Below are 14,664 nucleotides of genomic sequence, written 5' to 3'. Positions count from 1 at the left end.
CCGTGGCGGCCAGTCCCTGTAATCTGACAAAAACCTGAGGCAAGAACACCGGGAAGGGACGAATGCGGGGAGTTTTGGCGGGCGTACGCGTTCTCGATTTCGGGCGCTATATCGCAGGGCCTTATTGCGCGACCTTGCTGGCCGAATTCGGCGCCGAGGTCATTCGCGTGGAGAAGCGCGATGGCAGCGAGGATCGCTTCGTGGCGCCGGTGGGAGAGGGTGGCGAAGGCGCGCTGTTTCTTCAGGTCAATCGCAACAAGAAGTGCGTCACGCTCGATCCGATGAAGCCGGAAGGGCAGGAGGTGATGCGCCGCCTGGTGGCGACCGCGGACGTGGTCGTCGCCAATCTGCCGCCGCAGACCCTGCGCGCGATGAAGCTCGACTACGGCTCGCTCAAGGCGATCAAGCCGGACATCATCCTGACGACGGCAACCGCGTTCGGCGGGCCGGGGCCATGGTCCGACCGCGTCGGCTTCGACGGCGTCGGGCAGGTCATGTCGGGTTCGGTGTACATGACGGGCACCGGCGATCCGCCTTACCGGGCCGCGGTCAACTGGGTCGATTTCGGAACGGCGCTGCATTGCGCGTTCGGGACGCTCGCTGCGCTGATCGAGCGCGGCAAATCCGGGCGCGGGCAGATCGTCGAGGGCGCGCTGCTTGCAACCGCTTTGTCCTTCACCAATGCCACGCTGATCGAGCAGGCCGTTATCAACGTCAATCGCGTGCCGACAGGCAATCTCGGCCAGACCGCAGCGCCAGCCGACATCTATCGCACCAGCGACGGCTGGGTGTTGTGCCAGGTCACGGGGCATCCGCTGTTCAAACGCTGGGCCAGGCTGATGGGCGAGGAGGAGTTGTGGCTGAACGATCCGCGCTTTGCCGACGACATCAGCCGCGGCAACAACGGCCCCGTCATCAGCGAGCGGATGGCGCGCTGGTGCGCCGAGCGCACCACGCAGGAGGCCGTCGACACCCTCGGCAATGCCATGATTCCGACCGGCCCCGTGCTGAGCCCGCAACAGGCGCTGGATCATCCGCACATCCGCGCCGCCGGCTTTATGCAGGACGTCGATTATCCCGGTCTGCCGAAGCCCGCACCGGTGACACGCGCCGCCGTCCGCCTGTCGGAAACGCCCGGTGAAATCGCGACGCGCGCGCCGACGCTCGGCGAGCATACCGATCTTATCCTGACCGAGCTCGGCTACGACAAGGCCGCGATCGCGGCGCTTCGGCAAGGCGGCATCGTCTAGCGAGGGAGGCAAGCCGAGCACATCCGGCAATCTCTCATCGGCCCTGTGCGATTGCCGGGAGCTTGGCTGCGGTGTGGTCAACGGGTTGTTTGGAGGAAACGTCGGCGGACGCCGGAGGCGCTACGCGCAGAGATCGATGGCAGCGCGACCATCAGGTGGTCGGCCGTCACCGTCGGCTCCCGCATCAGATGCGGGACGCCGCAGCCGCATCGAGGCGCCGCCGGGGGGCGGCGGGTCGTCGTCGTCATCCAGCCTGCGCAGCGCGGCGAGGATGTCCGCGAGCCGGATGGTCTGATCCAGGCCGGGAATCTCGCGCAACGCGGGATGGGATTCGACCGCGTACATGTCGGACGCCCACGACGACAGGATGATCCGCTTCTCCGGGGTCGAGAGGCCGCGGTCGTCGAGGACGGCGCTCGGAGATGCATAATGTGCGGCGGGGTGAAACAGCGGGTTGAGACCGTCGGTGGTCGCATTGGCATTGGTCATGGTTGTCTCCCTCTACACTCCTTCCGAAGGGATGGTTCTCGATCGGCGGACGGCGACCCGGTCGCCATCCGCCATGCTGGTTGCGGCAGTGCCGAACGAGCGGGACGAGGCTAAGCCGCCTTCCTCTGCTCGATCTGCGGTGACGAAGCGCCCGCGATCTGGATCCGGCGTGGCTTCATCGCGTCCGGAATCTCGCGCACCAGGTCGATGATCAACAGGCCGTCCTCAAAGGCAGCCTGCTTGACCTGGACGTAGTCGGCGAGATTGAACACGCGGCGGAACGGGCGTGCCGCGATACCCTGGTAGAGGTATTCGCGTGCAGCGCTGTCGGGCTTCCTGCCCTCGATGGTAAGGGCGTTCTGTTCGGCGGTCACCGTGATGTCGTTGACGCTGAAGCCCGCCACCGCCAGCGTGATGCGATAGTGGTCTTCGCCGGACCGCTCAATATTGTAGGGGGGATAGTTGTCCTCGCTCGCCTGGCGCAGCGTGCTGTCGACGAGGTCGGCCAGGTGATCGAAGCCAATGGTGGAGCGCCACAGGGGCGCGAAGTCAAAGGTGGTCCTCATACCAAGTCCTCCAAAGAGCAAGATGGATACGAAGGAGCGCAAGACAGGGAATCGGACCAGGTCCGAACACCCCGACCGGCGCCCGCGCCGGACCCGATCGGGCATCCGGCACACCGCTCTCGCGGCGAAAAACGAAATAGAGCGGCGCAAGGACGTTGCAAGAGGTGAGCAAAATTTTTTTTCGACTCACATCGCCGGCGGCCGGCCGATCCCTCCAAAAGCGCCGGCAAGCGGCGAGGAATAGCCTTGACAAGGAAGGCAGCCTGAATATTTTTTTGGCCAGGAAGATTGCTCTTCCGACACCGCTAAATCGATAAGGACCGTGAACGACCGTCTGGAGTGACGACGATGCTCGATCAAGATCTGGCCCGTCTCCGTGCCCACCGAAACAATCTCTCCCGCTACCGGCGCTTGCTGAAGACCAAGCTGTCGGACATCGAACGCCGGTTTGTCGAACGACGCCTCGCCGAGGAGCAGACCGCGCTCGAGGCCCTTGCCGCCGATGTCTTCCCCATTGCGTTCACCCTTCCGAACCAGCCGCCGGCTTCCGCCGCGCGGGGAGCGGAACGATGAGCGACGTCCGCGACCTCCTCATCCGCGGCAGCGAGAAGGTGATCCGGCACTATCGGCTGCTGCTGGCCGGCGCCAGAACCGAGAGCGAACGCGAGTTCTACCGTAGCAGAATCCAGCGCGAGCAGCGCCTGCTCGACGAGCTGCAGGGCGGGTTGCCGGATCGATCGGCGGCATGACTGCGCTTCGCCGAGCCTCGTCCGTGCGTTACAGCAATTGCTTCAATGCCTGTGCATCGGCCGGCGCCGCGCTCTTCTGGTCGTTGTCGAAGTAGACAAAGACGTCGCAGCCCTGCCGCTTCCAGGATTTGATGCGCCGCGCCCATTGCGCCAGCGTGGTTTTCGTATAGTGCCCGTGATAGCGCCCGCTTGGTCCGTGTCCGCGCACATAGACGAAATCCGCCGTGCGCTTCCATGGTGCCGGCGCGTCGTGATGGTCGGACAAACATAGCGAGATGTTCTCGTCGGCCAGCATCCTGAGAATGCGCGGCTGATACCAGCTCGGATGACGGAATTCGAAGCTGTACCGCCGCTTTCTCGACAACAGCTTGAAGAAGGCGGCGAGGCGGTCCGCGTCGACCTCGAATTGCGGCGGGAGCTGGAACAGGATCGGGCCGGCCTTGCCGCCGAGCCGCGAGATACGATCCTCCAGCAGCTCGAGGCTGTTGACGGAGCGGCCCGACAGGCGCTTCCAGTGCGTGATGAATTTCGACGCCTTCCAGGCGAACACGAAATCGCGCCCGGTCTGCGCCCGCCAAGCCTCGACGGCCTCCGGCGTCGGGGTGCGGTAGAACACCCCGTTCAGCTCGGTAGTGTCGAACTGTCCGGCGTAATAGCGTAGCTGCTCCTTCAACGTCACGCCCTCCGGAAAGAACGGGCCCCGCCAGGAGGCGTAATGCCAGCCGGAAGTTCCGATCAGAACGCGCGCCATTTCCCTGCCATCCGTTTGCCATCGTCGGACGCGGCACGCTTGATGGCGGGAGCCGCGCCAGCCGAAAGGGAACGCCCGTGCGGCCGATACGTTGCTCGTGAGCTTGACCAACGCAGGACCGGAACCGATGTACGCACTGTTCGAAGGCAGCAAGCAGATCGGCGACCCATTCCCCTCCGAGAAGGAGGTGTGGGAAGCCGCATTGATCGAAGGGCTGGTGACCGACGTTCCCGTCGCGGACGAGGAGGGCGGCAGGCTTCTGCCTGCCGGTTATCACGTCGCGCGCATCGAGGAGACGTTCGAGCCGAAGCCGGGCTGGAAGCTGCCGCGCGATATCTCTTGAGCGGGCCTAGTTTGACGCCAGCGCCGACTTGGCAACTTCCGCCATCCAGCTCGATGCCACCGGCAGGATCGCGTCGTTGAAATCATAGCGCGGACCGTGCAGCTCGGCGCCGTCGCGCAATTCGCCATTGCCGATCCAGACGAAGGCGCCCGGGCGCCGCGAGAGAAAGTGGGCAAAATCCTCGCCGGCCATGCTGGGCGCGAGGTCGCGCCGTACGTCGGCTCGCACCCTGTCCGCGGCGAGGCGCGCGAGGCTCGCTTCGACCGGCGTGTTGATCACCACACCAACGCCCATGACGATCTCGGGCATCACCTTGACGCCAAAACTCGTCGCGATGCCGGCGCAGATCGCTTCGATCCGCGCCACGATGGTGTCTTTCACCGCGTCGCGATGATAGCGCAGCGTTCCGCCGATCATGACGCGCCCCGCGATCTGATTGCGCGCCGTGCCGCCTTCGATCGTGCACAGCGAGAGCACGGCAGTGTCGAGCGGATCGACGCTGCGCGATACGATCGATTGCAGCGCCACGATCAAATGGCCCGCCGCCATCACCGGGTCGCGCGTCAGATGCGGCATGCCGGCATGTCCGGCGTGGCCGTCGATCGTGATGCTGACGCGGCCGCCGGAGGCCATGACGACGCCGTCATGGACCGCGATGGTGCCGGCGGCAAGGCCCGGCCAATTGTGAAAGCCGAACACCCGTTCCATCGGAAAGCGGTCGAACAGCCCGGCCGCCACCATCGCGCGCGAGCCGCCAAAACCCTCTTCCGCCGGCTGGAAGATGAAGTCGACCGTGCCGCTCCAGCTGGTGTCGGCGGCGAGCAGCGCGGCGGCGCCGAGCAGCGAAGCGGTATGCCCGTCATGCCCGCAGGCGTGCATCACGCCGGGATTTTTCGAGGCGTAGGGCAGGGCCGTATCCTCGGTGATCGGCAGCGCATCCATGTCGGCGCGCAGGCCGACGCGGCTCTGCGCGTGGCCGCGCGTCAAGGTCGCGACGATGCCGTGGCCACCGATGCCTGACACGAAGGGAATGCCGAGCTCGGTGAGCTTGTCCTGTACGAAGGCGGCGGTGGCTTTCTCCTGGAGGGACAGTTCGGGATGCGCATGCAAATGCTGGCGCCACGCGGTCAGTTTCTGGTGCAGTTCGGGTGTCAAGACAGGCATCTCTCGCAAGGTGGCGGCTTGCCACCATAGCGGATTATCCGCGCCCTGCATCCAGCACCTTGGAATGCCTCACGTGCAGCAACGCGTTCGGTGATTGCTGGGGGAGACCGACCGCGCCGCGCGCTCCACTTCACCTCTCCCGCAAGCGGGAGAGGGGGCGCACCGGCGGCCGCGGATCCGCGCTACGCCAACAGCTTCGCCAGCCCGCTCCAGTCGAAGCTGATGCCGTGGCCCATACGGTCCGGCGCGAGCGCCAGCCCGTCCTGAAGCACCAGCGGATGCTCGATATATTTGTCGAGCCCAAAGCCGTGCGCCTCCAGATACGATCGGTTCGGGCAGGCCGCGAGCAGGTGCACGGTGATGTCGTGCGCGCCGTGGCTGGTGACGGGCAGGTTGAACGCTTCCGCCAGCCGCGCGATCTTCATAAACGCACTCACGCCGCCGCAATTGGTGACGTCAGGCTCGGGATAGGACACCGCGCCTGCGACGATGTAGTTCTTGAACTCCCACAGCGAGCGCAAATTCTCGCCGGCCGCGATCGGCACGCCGCCGGCCTGCATGATCCGCGCATGTCCCGCGACATCGTCGGGGATGATCGGCTCCTCGAGCCAGGTGAGGTCATGGGGAACAAACGCACGGGCGGCGCGGATCGCTTCCTCGACCGTCCATTTCATGTTGGCGTCCGCCATCAGCGGAAAGCCGTCGCCGAGATGCTGTCGCATCGCGGAGACCTTCGCGACGTCGGTTTTGAGATCAGGCCGGCCGACCTTCATCTTGATGGCGCGAAAGCCCTTGGCGAGATTGCCGTCGGTCTGCTTCAGCAGCGCCTCGACGGAGAGATCGAGGTCGATGCCCCCTGCGTAACACGGCACACGCGCATCAAAACCGCCGAGCAGGCGGAACAGCGGCAATTTCGCGCGCCGCGCCTTCAAGTCCCACAGCGCGATGTCGAGCGCGGAGAGTGCCAGCACCGCCGGCCCGCCGCGCCCGCCATAATGCAGGCCCCACCAGACCTGATGCCAGATCGCTTCGGTATCATCGGCCTCGCGCCCCTCGACGAGCGGCGGGATCTCGCGCTTGAGAATGTCGGCGACCGCGCCGCCATTGCGCCCGACCGTGTAGGTGTAGCCGACGCCCTCGGCGCCATCGGCATCGCGGATGCGGCAGGTGATCAGCTCGAACGCCGCGATCTCGCCATGGGTCGAGTCGGAGAGCGTGACGGGGAGGGGGATCCGGTAGAACCCGGTCTCGATGGTCGAAATGCGCGGCATGATTTGTCCCTGCGTTTTCTTTGCAGGCTAGGCTGGCATGCACGGCCCGGCAAGCGCGCGCCGTGCAAGGCAGCTCACCGCATCGTCGCGAGCTGCAATGCCAGCGCGCAGGCGCGGTCGTATTCGTCGAGATTGATCCATTCGTCGATCGTGTGCGCCTCGTTCTGGCCGGCGCCAAAGGTCACCGTCGGAACGCCGTGGCGGACCATCCAGTTGGCGTCCAGGCCGCCATTGGCGGCGCGCACGTTCGGAGTTCCGCCCACTGCAGACACCGCTTCGATCGCGCGTTTCACCACCGGCAGGTTCTCCTTCATGCGGAACGGATAATAGTCGGTTTCGGCCTTGAACTTGACCTTGCCGGCTTTTCCTTGCGCGTTGGTGACGCGCTTGGCCGCCTTCTCGAACGCGGCCTTGTAGGCCTTGGTGATCTCCTTGAAGAACTTTCCGTCATGGCTGCGGCTTTCGCCGCGCACATGCACGTAGTCGGTGACGACGTTGGTGGCATCGCCCGCAGGCCGCCCCTCGCCGCCGGTGACGGGGCCGACATTGCTGGTGCCTTGCTGCTTGCGCTTGACCACCTTGCCGAACCAGCCGCCGGCCTTCACATCGGCCAGCGCAAGCGCGAGGATCATGGTCGAGGAGATGCCGCGCTCCGGCGCGACGCCGGCATGCGAGGCGCGGCCGAAGATCTCCACGGTCCAGCGATCGGCACCCACGGCGCCGATGACGACGTTGGAGGCCGAGCCGCCGTCATAGTTGAACGCCATCACCGGCGAGCCGAGCTCGTCGAGCTTGACGTGGCGCGCGCCATAGAGCCCGCTCTCCTCGCGCACGCAGAACAGAAGCGTGATCGGCGGATGATCGAGATTCTGCTTTTCGAGCTCGGCAGCCAGCGTCACCAGCACGCCGCAGCCGCAGCGGTTGTCGCCGCCGAGCGCGGTCTTGGCATCATTTACGATCTTGCGCTTCGCGAGCTTCGGCTTGGCGCCGGCGCACAGCGGCACGGTGTCCATGTGGGTCATGAACATGATGCGCGGCTGGTTGTGCAGCGCGCCCCGGCCGGGCAGGTCGACGATGAGGTTGCCGGTCTCGGTCGGCACCGGAATGCGCGTATTGGCGTCGTCGAGCCGGATCGGCTTTGCCGGCACGCCGCTCTCCTTCAGCGCGGCCGTGAGCTCACGCCCGATCGCCGCCTCCTGTCCGGTGACGCCCTCGACGGCGAGGAAGCGCATGAGACGGTCGGTAGCGGCTTTGGTATCGACAGGCATGAGATGTCCCCTTGATGCAGGGCCTTACTCTATCGCCGGTCTTGGCGAGGTATAGACCAAAAAGATCAGCGCGCCGATGCCGAGCATGGCAGCCATGAACAGCAGCACCGCCGGCAGCCCCGCGAAGGCCGCGACCGCGCCGGTGATCGACTGCATCAGCGCCGCGCCGAGGAAGAAGGCGAGGTTGATCGCCGCAAGCGCCTTGCCCGCAACTTGGGCGTCGACCAGCTGACGCGACATGCCGAACAGCAGCGGCTGCGCGGAGGTGGCGAGCCCGATGAGCACGAACAGCACGAGGTCGTATTGCGGCGGCATCACGGGCACACCACACAGCACGGAGACTGCGTAGTGCGGCGCCCCTAACGCCATCAGCCCCAGCAGCAATGCACCGGCCAGGTGCGTTCCCGCCACCAGCTCGCGGCGGCGACTGAGCTTGCGGTCGATCATGCCGATGAGAAGCGGGCCAGCAATCATCGCCAGCGTGAACGCGCCGAGCTGGTTGCCGGCCTCGACCCGCGACAATCCCTTGACCTGCATCAGCCACGGTCCGCCCCACAATCCGCGCAGCACAAGCGAGGTCGCAAGCGACACCAGCGCCAGCGCGATCAGGCCGCGCAAGGGCCGCGACAATCCGAGTCTGAGCACCTCGATCATCTGCGACAGCGGCGAGGATTCATCCTTGTGCTCGGCCGGCTGGCTCGGCACCAGCATGAACACGGCAAACGCGACCACGACGCCGCCGAGTGCCGAGATCCAGAACCCGGCGCGCCAGCCGTAGGTGTCGACCACGAAGGCGAGCGGGCTCGACGACAGCAGCATGCCGATATTGCCGATCGAGAGGATCGCGCCCGACCACAGCCCGAAGCGGGCGGCCGACAATTGCTTGGCGGCCAACGTCATCGGGCACATCAGCATGCCGGAGGTGGCGATGCCCAGCAGCACTTGCCCGACCGCGAAGCTTTCGGGTCCAGTCGCGAACCCCGACGCGATGGCGCCGACCACGGTTCCCGCGAGCAGGCTCAGTGACACCGGCCGCACGCCAAAGCGGTCCATCGCCGCGCCGACCGGGATCTGCGCCGCCGCAAACGCGAACGGGTAGACCGAGGTGAGGCTCGCCAGCGCCTGTGGTTCGATGCCGAAATCCGCTGCCATCAGGTCGAGGCTGACCGCCGGAATGGTGCGCAGCAAGGTCGAGAGCATGTGCCCGCAGGCCAGCGCGAGCAATGCAAGGATCAGCGCGCGGGTGGCTCCCGCGTCGTTGGTGGCGGCGATGGTCATGGGCATTGCGTCCCGACAAGGTTTCGGGTGGGGGTTACATGATTGGTGGGTGCATGCCAACATCGGGAACGCCATGCCCGCAATGTCATGGACACGCAAGATCCTGGACGCGCAAGGCAACGCGCAAGGCAAGTGGCATCATGTATCTCGGCATCGATCTCGGCACCTCTGCCGTCAAAATCGTTCTGGTCGACGACGCGCAGCGCGTGGTGGCGAGCCGCAGCCGGTCGCTGACGGTCAGCTCGCCGCATCCCGGCCATAGCGAGCAGGACCCGGCGCAGTGGATCGAGGCCATTTTCGCGACGCTGGATGCGCTGAAGGCGGATCACGCGCGCGAATTGGCCGGCGTCGAGGGCATCGGCCTGTCGGGCCAGATGCACGGCGCAACACTGCTCGACGCCGGCCTCGTGCCGTTGCGGCCCTGCATTCTCTGGAACGACGGTCGGTCTGTCGCGGAATGCGCCGAGCTGGAGCGGCGCTGGCCCGCCTTGCGGACGACGACAGGCAACAAGGCGATGCCGGGATTCACCGCGCCAAAACTGCTATGGGTCGCCAGACACGAACCGGAGATTTTCGCCGCCACCAGGCTCGTGCTGCAACCAAAGGCCTATCTGCGCCTGGTGCTGACGGGCGAAACGATCGAGGATGTCTCGGACGCCTCGGGTTCGCTGTGGCTCGATGTTATCAGCCGCGATTGGTCGGATGAGGGGCTCGCCGCGTCCGCTCTGTCGCGCCGGCAGATGCCGCGTCTGGTCGAGGGCTGCGCGCCGTCGGCACGGCTGCGGAGCGAGATGGCGCAGCGCTGGGGCATGACCGGGCGGCCGATGATCGCCGGCGGGGCCGGCGACAATCCTGCGGGAGCCGTCGGCATCGGCGCCATCAATCCCGGCGCGGCCTTCATTTCGCTCGGAACCTCCGGCGCATTGCTGGTGCCGACCGACACGATCGCGGCCAACCCGGAGCGGGTCGTGCACACCTTCTGTCACGCCGTCCCCGACAGATGGATTCAAGCCGGCGCGATCCTCTCGGCGGCATCGTGCCTGGCCTGGATCGCGCGGTTGTTGGGGACCTCCGAGGCCGACCTGCTGGCGCCGCTCGGGTTGCACCCAAAGGCGCCGTCGTCCGTCAGCTTCCTGCCGTACCTCTCCGGCGAACGCACCCCGCATGATGACCCGGATGTGCGCGGCATGCTCGACGGGCTCAGTCACGCCACCGATCGTGACGCCATCGTGCAAGCCGTGCTGGAAGGCGTCGCCTTCGCGCTTGCGGATTGCCGGGACGTGCTTGCCGAGACCGGATTGGTGATCGCTGAGGCCGATGTCATCGGCGGTGGCTCGCGGTCGCGGTTCTGGCTGTCGGTGCTGGCCAATGTCCTGAACGTTCCCGTGCATCGCTTTGCCGACGGCGAGACGGGCGCGGCGTTTGGTGCGGCGCGGCTCGGCCGCCTCGCCGTCACCGGGGAGGCGATCGATACCGTCTGCACCGCGCCACGGCGCGTCGAGACGTTCGAGCCCGACCGCGCGCTTGCGCAGGCCTATGCCGAGCGACTTCCGGAATGGCGCCGCCTGTACCGGCCGCGACGCTGATCGCGCACCAGATGGTGCGCGACGATGTGGCGAAGAAAAGGCATTGCGTTCGAGATCGGTTCCGCCCGGAAAAGATAAATGCGGCGCCGGACCGTTCGTCGGCATGCGGGAGCTATTGCCCTGCGCCGCGGCCTTTTGTTTAATGCGCCACGCGCCAGGGACCGAACGAGACGCGGGTGAGATTACGATGCCGCCGTCGGCGCGCCGGGGAGGTGTGATGAGCGAGCCCATCCTCGAGATGCGCCGGGTCTCCAAATCGTTCTTCAGCATCAAGGCGCTGCGCGACGTCGACCTCACCGTCTACGCTGGCGAAATCCACGCCTTGATGGGCGAGAACGGCGCCGGCAAATCCACCCTGATGAAGATCCTGTCGGGCGCCTACCGGCCAGACACCGGCAGCGAAATCCGCATCGACGGCCAGCCGGTGCAGATCAGCGGCCCGCACGGCGGCCGCGCGGCCGGTATCGCGATCATCTATCAGGAACTCTCGCTTGCGCCCAATCTGAGCGTTGCGGAGAATATCTATCTCGGTCGCGAGGTCTCCCGCGGCGGCTTGCTGGCGCGCGAGGCGATGCAGGCCGGCGTCGGTCCGATCCTTGCGCGGCTCGGCGCGGATTTCACGGCGCAGACTCTGGTGGCCAATCTCTCGATGGGCCAGCGTCAACTGGTCGAGATCGCGCGCGCGCTGCATGCCCGCTCCAGGATACTGATCATGGACGAGCCGACCACCGCGCTGTCGGCCGGCGAGAGCGAAAGGCTGTTCGCGCTGATTCGTCAGCTGCGCGCCGAAGGTCTCGCCATCATCTACATCTCGCATCGCATGGACGAGGTCTATGCGCTCGGCGACCGCGTCACCGTGCTGCGTGACGGCACGCTGGTCGGTTCGCTCGACAAGCCGGACATCCGCGCCGACGCCATCGTCCGGATGATGGTGGGACGCGACGTCTCGTCCTTCTACAAGAAGGAGCATGATCTCAAGGCGCGGCCGGGAGCTCCCGTGCTTGCGGCCGTCGACATCGCGGACAACAGGCGCGTCAAGGGATGTTCGCTGACGGTGCATGCGGGCGAGGTCGTCGGTCTCGCCGGCCTGGTCGGCGCCGGCCGCACCGAGCTTGCGCATCTGATCATCGGCGCCGCGCCCATGATCTCGGGCCATGTCGAGATCGAGGGCCGCGCGGTCCGCATCCGCACGCCCGGCGAGGCGCTGGACGCGGGCATTGCCTATCTCACCGAGGACAGGAAGGCGCTCGGCCTGTTTCTCGACATGTCCTGCCTCGACAACATCAATCTCGCTGTGCTGGGACGCGATGCGAAATTCGGCGGCATCCTCGACCGAGACAAGGCTCGCGACCGCGCCAAACGCGCGTTCGCGGCGCTCGGAATCCGCGCTGCCAATGTCGGCGTTCCCGCCGGCGGGCTCTCCGGCGGCAACCAGCAGAAGGTGCTGCTGTCGCGGTTGCTCGCGATCGGTCCGAAAATCCTGATCCTCGACGAGCCGACGCGCGGCGTCGACGTCGGCGCCAAGTCCGAGATCTATTCGATCATCGACAATCTCGCGAAATCGGGCGCCGCGGTTCTCGTCATCTCGTCCGACCTGCCCGAGATTATCGGCATCTGCGACCGCGTCGTCGTGATGCGCGCGGGGCGGATCGCCGGGCAGATCCGGCGCGACGCGAAATCGCCGCTCAATCAGGAGGAGATCATGGCACTCGCCACCGGAACGGAGCAGCTCGATGCCTGAGAACGGCGCTTCCTCCAACACCGTACCTGCAAAGGCCGCCCCAGCCGGATCCGGTGTTGCCGCCGCGCAGGAGACGAAGCGGCAGCGTACGCGGATGATCATTCGCGCGGTCGGCATGCTGCCGGTGCTGCTGTTGCTGTGCATCGGCTTTCATGTTCTGTCGGACGGCCGCTTCTTCACCGGCCAGAACATCGGCATCGTGGTGCAGCAATCCGCGGTCAATACCGTGCTGGCCGCGGGCATGACCTTCGTCATCCTCACCGGCGGCATCGACCTCTCGGTCGGCTCCATCCTGGCGGCGTCGGCGATGGCCGGGTTGATCGTCTCCAAATTCCCCGATCTCGGGGCGCTGTGGTTGCCGGCCGCGGTGCTCACCGGCGCCGTTTTCGGCATCCTCAATGGCGCCTTGATCGCGCTGTTGCGCCTGCCGCCCTTCATCGTCACGCTGGGGTCGTTGACCGCCGTGCGCGGTGCGGCGCGCCTGCTCGGCGCCGACACCACGGTGTTCAATCCGTCTATACCCTATGCCTTCATTGGCAACGGCGCCGTGACTCTCATTCCCGGTGTCGTGTCGATACCGTGGCTCTGGGTGATCGCGTTGCTGGTCATCCTGGTGTCGTGGCTGGTGCTCAAGCGCACCGTGCTCGGGGTGCACATCTACGCGGTCGGCGGCAACGAGAGCGCCGCGCGGCTCGCCGGCATCAAGGTCTGGGCCGTGCTGATCTTTGTCTATGCAGTGTCTGGCCTGCTCGCGGGCCTCGGCGGCGCGATGCAGGCGGCGCGCCTCTACGCCGCCAACGGCCTGCAGCTCGGCCAGTCCTACGAGCTCGACGCCATCACCGCCGTGATTCTGGGCGGCACCTCCTTTGTCGGCGGCATCGGCTCGATCTGGGGAACGCTGGTCGGCGCGCTGATCATTGCCGTGTTGTCGAACGGCCTGATCCTGATCGGCGTGTCCGACGTCTGGCAATATGTGATCAAGGGCCTGGTGATCATCGGCGCGGTGGCGCTGGACCGCTATCGGCTGCAGGGCTCGGCCCGCACTTGAGCGCGGGAGAGATGCAGCCGGAGCCGCGCCCTCATGTCCATTCCGTCACGGCAACTGGTCGCCGTGCCGGAGATTCAACAGACCAGGGAGGAAGCCAATGTTGAAGACGATCTCGCTTGCCGGCGCCGCGATGGCGCTCGTCCTGAGCTCTGCTCCGTCCTTCGCCAAGGAACTCAAGTCGGTTGGCATTTCGCTGGGCTCGCTCGGCAATCCGTTCTTCGTCGCGTTGTCGAAGGGCGCCGAGTTCGAGGCCAAAAAGACCAATCCCAACGTCAAGATCACCACCGTCGGCTTCGAGTATGATCTCGGCAAGCAGGTGACCCAGATCGACAATTTCATCGCCGCCGGCGTCGACCTGATCCTGCTCAATCCCGGCGATCCCAAGGCGGTCGGCCCGGCGATCAAGAAAGCGCAGGCCGCCGGCATCGTCGTCGTTGCCGTCGACACCGCAGCCGAGGGCGCCGACGCCACGGTGACCACCAACAACGTCCAGGCCGGCGAGATCTCCTGCCAGTACATCGTCGACAAGCTCGGGGGCAAAGGCGACGTGATCATCGAAAACGGCCCGCAGGTTTCCGCGGTGATCGATCGCGTCGTCGGCTGCAAGAACGTGCTCGGCAAGAACCCCGGCATCAAGGTCCTGTCCAACGACCAGGACGGCAAGGGCTCGCGCGAAGGCGGCCTCACGGTGGCGCAGGGTTATCTGACCCGCTTCGCCAAGATCGACGCCATTTTCGCCATCAACGATCCGCAGGCGATCGGCACCGACCTCGCGGCGCGCCAGCAGCACCGCACCGGCATCGTCATCACCGCGGTCGACGGCGCGCCCGACATCGAAGCGGCGCTCAAGGACCCGCAGGCGGCGCAGATCCAGGCCTCCGCCTCGCAGGACCCGTTCTTCATGGCCCGCCGCGCCGTGCAGGTCGGCGTCAGCATCCTCAACGGCCAGAAGCCGGCGTCCACAGTCGAACTGCTGCCGTCGAAACTCGTGACGCGCGACAATGTCGGCGAGTACAAAGGCTGGACCTCGGACCGGACGCAGTAGCGGGCGAGAAACGGCCGGCGCCGGATGTGGCGCCGGCCTCTCGCGGAGTGCGAACCTGCCGCCCGTACCAACCTCGGCTGCGGCCGCCTAACTGCAAGGCCTGCCAGACAGATGG

Annotated in this window: 15 protein-coding genes; 8 read left to right on the top strand and 7 right to left on the bottom strand. The window is 66.2% G+C overall.

Annotation, left to right across the window (positions count from 1 at the left end; all coding sequences use genetic code 11):
• Positions 1–62: 62 nt before the first annotated feature.
• Entirely contained in the window at positions 63–1,250 is a 1,188-nt protein-coding gene (locus ABIB00_RS16305) for a CaiB/BaiF CoA transferase family protein (RefSeq protein ID WP_354105045.1), read from the top strand.
• A gap of 120 nt (positions 1,251–1,370) precedes the next feature.
• On the opposite strand, the gene ABIB00_RS16300 is transcribed toward ABIB00_RS16305, so the two are convergent.
• Together ABIB00_RS16300 and ABIB00_RS16295 are read right to left on the bottom strand one after the other, a co-directional pair.
• Positions 1,371–1,739 (bottom strand): hypothetical protein, encoded by a 369-nt coding sequence (locus ABIB00_RS16300; RefSeq protein ID WP_354105044.1) that lies wholly within the window; start codon positions 1,737–1,739, stop codon positions 1,371–1,373.
• Positions 1,740–1,849: 110 nt separating this feature from the next.
• Entirely contained in the window at positions 1,850–2,305 is a 456-nt protein-coding gene (locus ABIB00_RS16295) for an Hsp20 family protein (RefSeq protein WP_247448305.1), read from the bottom strand.
• Positions 2,306–2,653: 348 nt separating this feature from the next.
• On the opposite strand from ABIB00_RS16295, the gene ABIB00_RS16290 reads away from it, so the two are divergent.
• The gene (locus tag ABIB00_RS16290; protein WP_354046082.1) at positions 2,654–2,878 is read left to right on the top strand and encodes a hypothetical protein; all 225 of its coding nucleotides are present in this window, start codon (positions 2,654–2,656) and stop codon (positions 2,876–2,878) included.
• A complete protein-coding gene (locus ABIB00_RS16285; RefSeq protein ID WP_247348152.1) occupies positions 2,875–3,054 on the top strand; it encodes a hypothetical protein in 180 nt (59 codons plus the stop codon). Before ABIB00_RS16290 ends, ABIB00_RS16285 begins: the two co-directional genes overlap by 4 nt.
• 28 nt (positions 3,055–3,082) lie before the next feature.
• Here the strand turns inward: ABIB00_RS16285 and ABIB00_RS16280 are convergent, their stop codons facing one another.
• A complete protein-coding gene (locus ABIB00_RS16280; RefSeq protein ID WP_354046084.1) occupies positions 3,083–3,805 on the bottom strand; it encodes a DUF72 domain-containing protein in 723 nt (240 codons plus the stop codon).
• 127 nt (positions 3,806–3,932) lie between these two features.
• Between ABIB00_RS16280 and ABIB00_RS16275 the strand changes: the two genes are divergently transcribed.
• Positions 3,933–4,148: a hypothetical protein gene (locus tag ABIB00_RS16275; RefSeq protein ID WP_354046086.1), complete on the top strand. Its 216-nt coding sequence runs from the start codon at positions 3,933–3,935 to the stop codon at positions 4,146–4,148.
• A gap of 6 nt (positions 4,149–4,154) precedes the next feature.
• Here the strand turns inward: ABIB00_RS16275 and ABIB00_RS16270 are convergent, their stop codons facing one another.
• The 4 genes from ABIB00_RS16270 to ABIB00_RS16255 all read right to left on the bottom strand — a co-directional run bounded on the left by ABIB00_RS16270 (position 4,155) and on the right by ABIB00_RS16255 (position 9,129).
• A complete protein-coding gene (locus tag ABIB00_RS16270; protein ID WP_354105043.1) occupies positions 4,155–5,303 on the bottom strand; it encodes an amidohydrolase in 1,149 nt (382 codons plus the stop codon).
• Between the two features lie 191 nt (positions 5,304–5,494).
• Positions 5,495–6,583 (bottom strand): mandelate racemase/muconate lactonizing enzyme family protein, encoded by a 1,089-nt coding sequence (locus ABIB00_RS16265; RefSeq protein WP_354105042.1) that lies wholly within the window; start codon positions 6,581–6,583, stop codon positions 5,495–5,497.
• A gap of 74 nt (positions 6,584–6,657) precedes the next feature.
• Positions 6,658–7,851 carry a M20/M25/M40 family metallo-hydrolase gene (locus ABIB00_RS16260; protein WP_354105041.1) on the bottom strand — a complete coding sequence of 398 codons (1,194 nt, stop codon included), beginning with the start codon at positions 7,849–7,851 and terminating at the stop codon, positions 6,658–6,660.
• Positions 7,852–7,875: 24 nt separating this feature from the next.
• Entirely contained in the window at positions 7,876–9,129 is a 1,254-nt protein-coding gene (locus ABIB00_RS16255; RefSeq protein ID WP_354105040.1) for an MFS transporter, read from the bottom strand.
• Positions 9,130–9,269: 140 nt separating this feature from the next.
• On the opposite strand from ABIB00_RS16255, the gene xylB reads away from it, so the two are divergent.
• From xylB to ABIB00_RS16235, 4 genes are all read left to right on the top strand, one after another.
• Positions 9,270–10,715 carry a xylulokinase gene (gene xylB, locus ABIB00_RS16250; protein WP_354105039.1) on the top strand — a complete coding sequence of 482 codons (1,446 nt, stop codon included), beginning with the start codon at positions 9,270–9,272 and terminating at the stop codon, positions 10,713–10,715.
• A 217-nt stretch (positions 10,716–10,932) separates the two neighbouring features.
• The gene (locus ABIB00_RS16245) at positions 10,933–12,456 is read left to right on the top strand and encodes a sugar ABC transporter ATP-binding protein (RefSeq protein ID WP_354046098.1); all 1,524 of its coding nucleotides are present in this window, start codon (positions 10,933–10,935) and stop codon (positions 12,454–12,456) included.
• Complete coding sequence (locus ABIB00_RS16240; protein ID WP_247348171.1) at positions 12,449–13,504, top strand: ABC transporter permease subunit; 1,056 nt, start codon at positions 12,449–12,451, stop codon at positions 13,502–13,504. Before ABIB00_RS16245 ends, ABIB00_RS16240 begins: the two co-directional genes overlap by 8 nt.
• A gap of 97 nt (positions 13,505–13,601) precedes the next feature.
• The gene (locus ABIB00_RS16235) at positions 13,602–14,549 is read left to right on the top strand and encodes an ABC transporter substrate-binding protein (protein ID WP_354105038.1); all 948 of its coding nucleotides are present in this window, start codon (positions 13,602–13,604) and stop codon (positions 14,547–14,549) included.
• Positions 14,550–14,664 lie beyond the last annotated feature (115 nt).

The sequence above is a fragment of the Bradyrhizobium sp. LB14.3 genome, assembly GCF_040547985.1.
Taxonomy (GTDB): Bacteria; Pseudomonadota; Alphaproteobacteria; order Rhizobiales; family Xanthobacteraceae; genus Bradyrhizobium.
The sequence above is the reverse complement of the archived record's forward strand: the minus strand, read 5'-3'. Positions and strand labels throughout refer to the sequence as shown.

Bases quoted from the DNA above. Each gene is read 5' to 3' on its own strand.
- ABIB00_RS16255 (WP_354105040.1), bottom strand. From the start codon at position 9,129: ATGACCATCGCCGCCACCAACGACGCGGGAGCCACCCGCGCGCTGATC.
- xylB (WP_354105039.1), top strand. From the start codon at position 9,270: ATGTATCTCGGCATCGATCTCGGCACCTCTGCCGTCAAAATCGTTCTG.
- ABIB00_RS16295 (WP_247448305.1), bottom strand. From the start codon at position 2,305: ATGAGGACCACCTTTGACTTCGCGCCCCTGTGGCGCTCCACCATTGGC.
- ABIB00_RS16290 (WP_354046082.1), top strand. From the start codon at position 2,654: ATGCTCGATCAAGATCTGGCCCGTCTCCGTGCCCACCGAAACAATCTC.
- ABIB00_RS16235 (WP_354105038.1), top strand. From the start codon at position 13,602: ATGTTGAAGACGATCTCGCTTGCCGGCGCCGCGATGGCGCTCGTCCTG.
- ABIB00_RS16240 (WP_247348171.1), top strand. From the start codon at position 12,449: ATGCCTGAGAACGGCGCTTCCTCCAACACCGTACCTGCAAAGGCCGCC.
- ABIB00_RS16260 (WP_354105041.1), bottom strand. From the start codon at position 7,851: ATGCCTGTCGATACCAAAGCCGCTACCGACCGTCTCATGCGCTTCCTC.
- ABIB00_RS16265 (WP_354105042.1), bottom strand. From the start codon at position 6,583: ATGCCGCGCATTTCGACCATCGAGACCGGGTTCTACCGGATCCCCCTC.
- ABIB00_RS16285 (WP_247348152.1), top strand. From the start codon at position 2,875: ATGAGCGACGTCCGCGACCTCCTCATCCGCGGCAGCGAGAAGGTGATC.
- ABIB00_RS16305 (WP_354105045.1), top strand. From the start codon at position 63: ATGCGGGGAGTTTTGGCGGGCGTACGCGTTCTCGATTTCGGGCGCTAT.
- ABIB00_RS16275 (WP_354046086.1), top strand. From the start codon at position 3,933: ATGTACGCACTGTTCGAAGGCAGCAAGCAGATCGGCGACCCATTCCCC.
- ABIB00_RS16280 (WP_354046084.1), bottom strand. From the start codon at position 3,805: ATGGCGCGCGTTCTGATCGGAACTTCCGGCTGGCATTACGCCTCCTGG.
- ABIB00_RS16300 (WP_354105044.1), bottom strand. From the start codon at position 1,739: ATGACCAATGCCAATGCGACCACCGACGGTCTCAACCCGCTGTTTCAC.
- ABIB00_RS16245 (WP_354046098.1), top strand. From the start codon at position 10,933: ATGAGCGAGCCCATCCTCGAGATGCGCCGGGTCTCCAAATCGTTCTTC.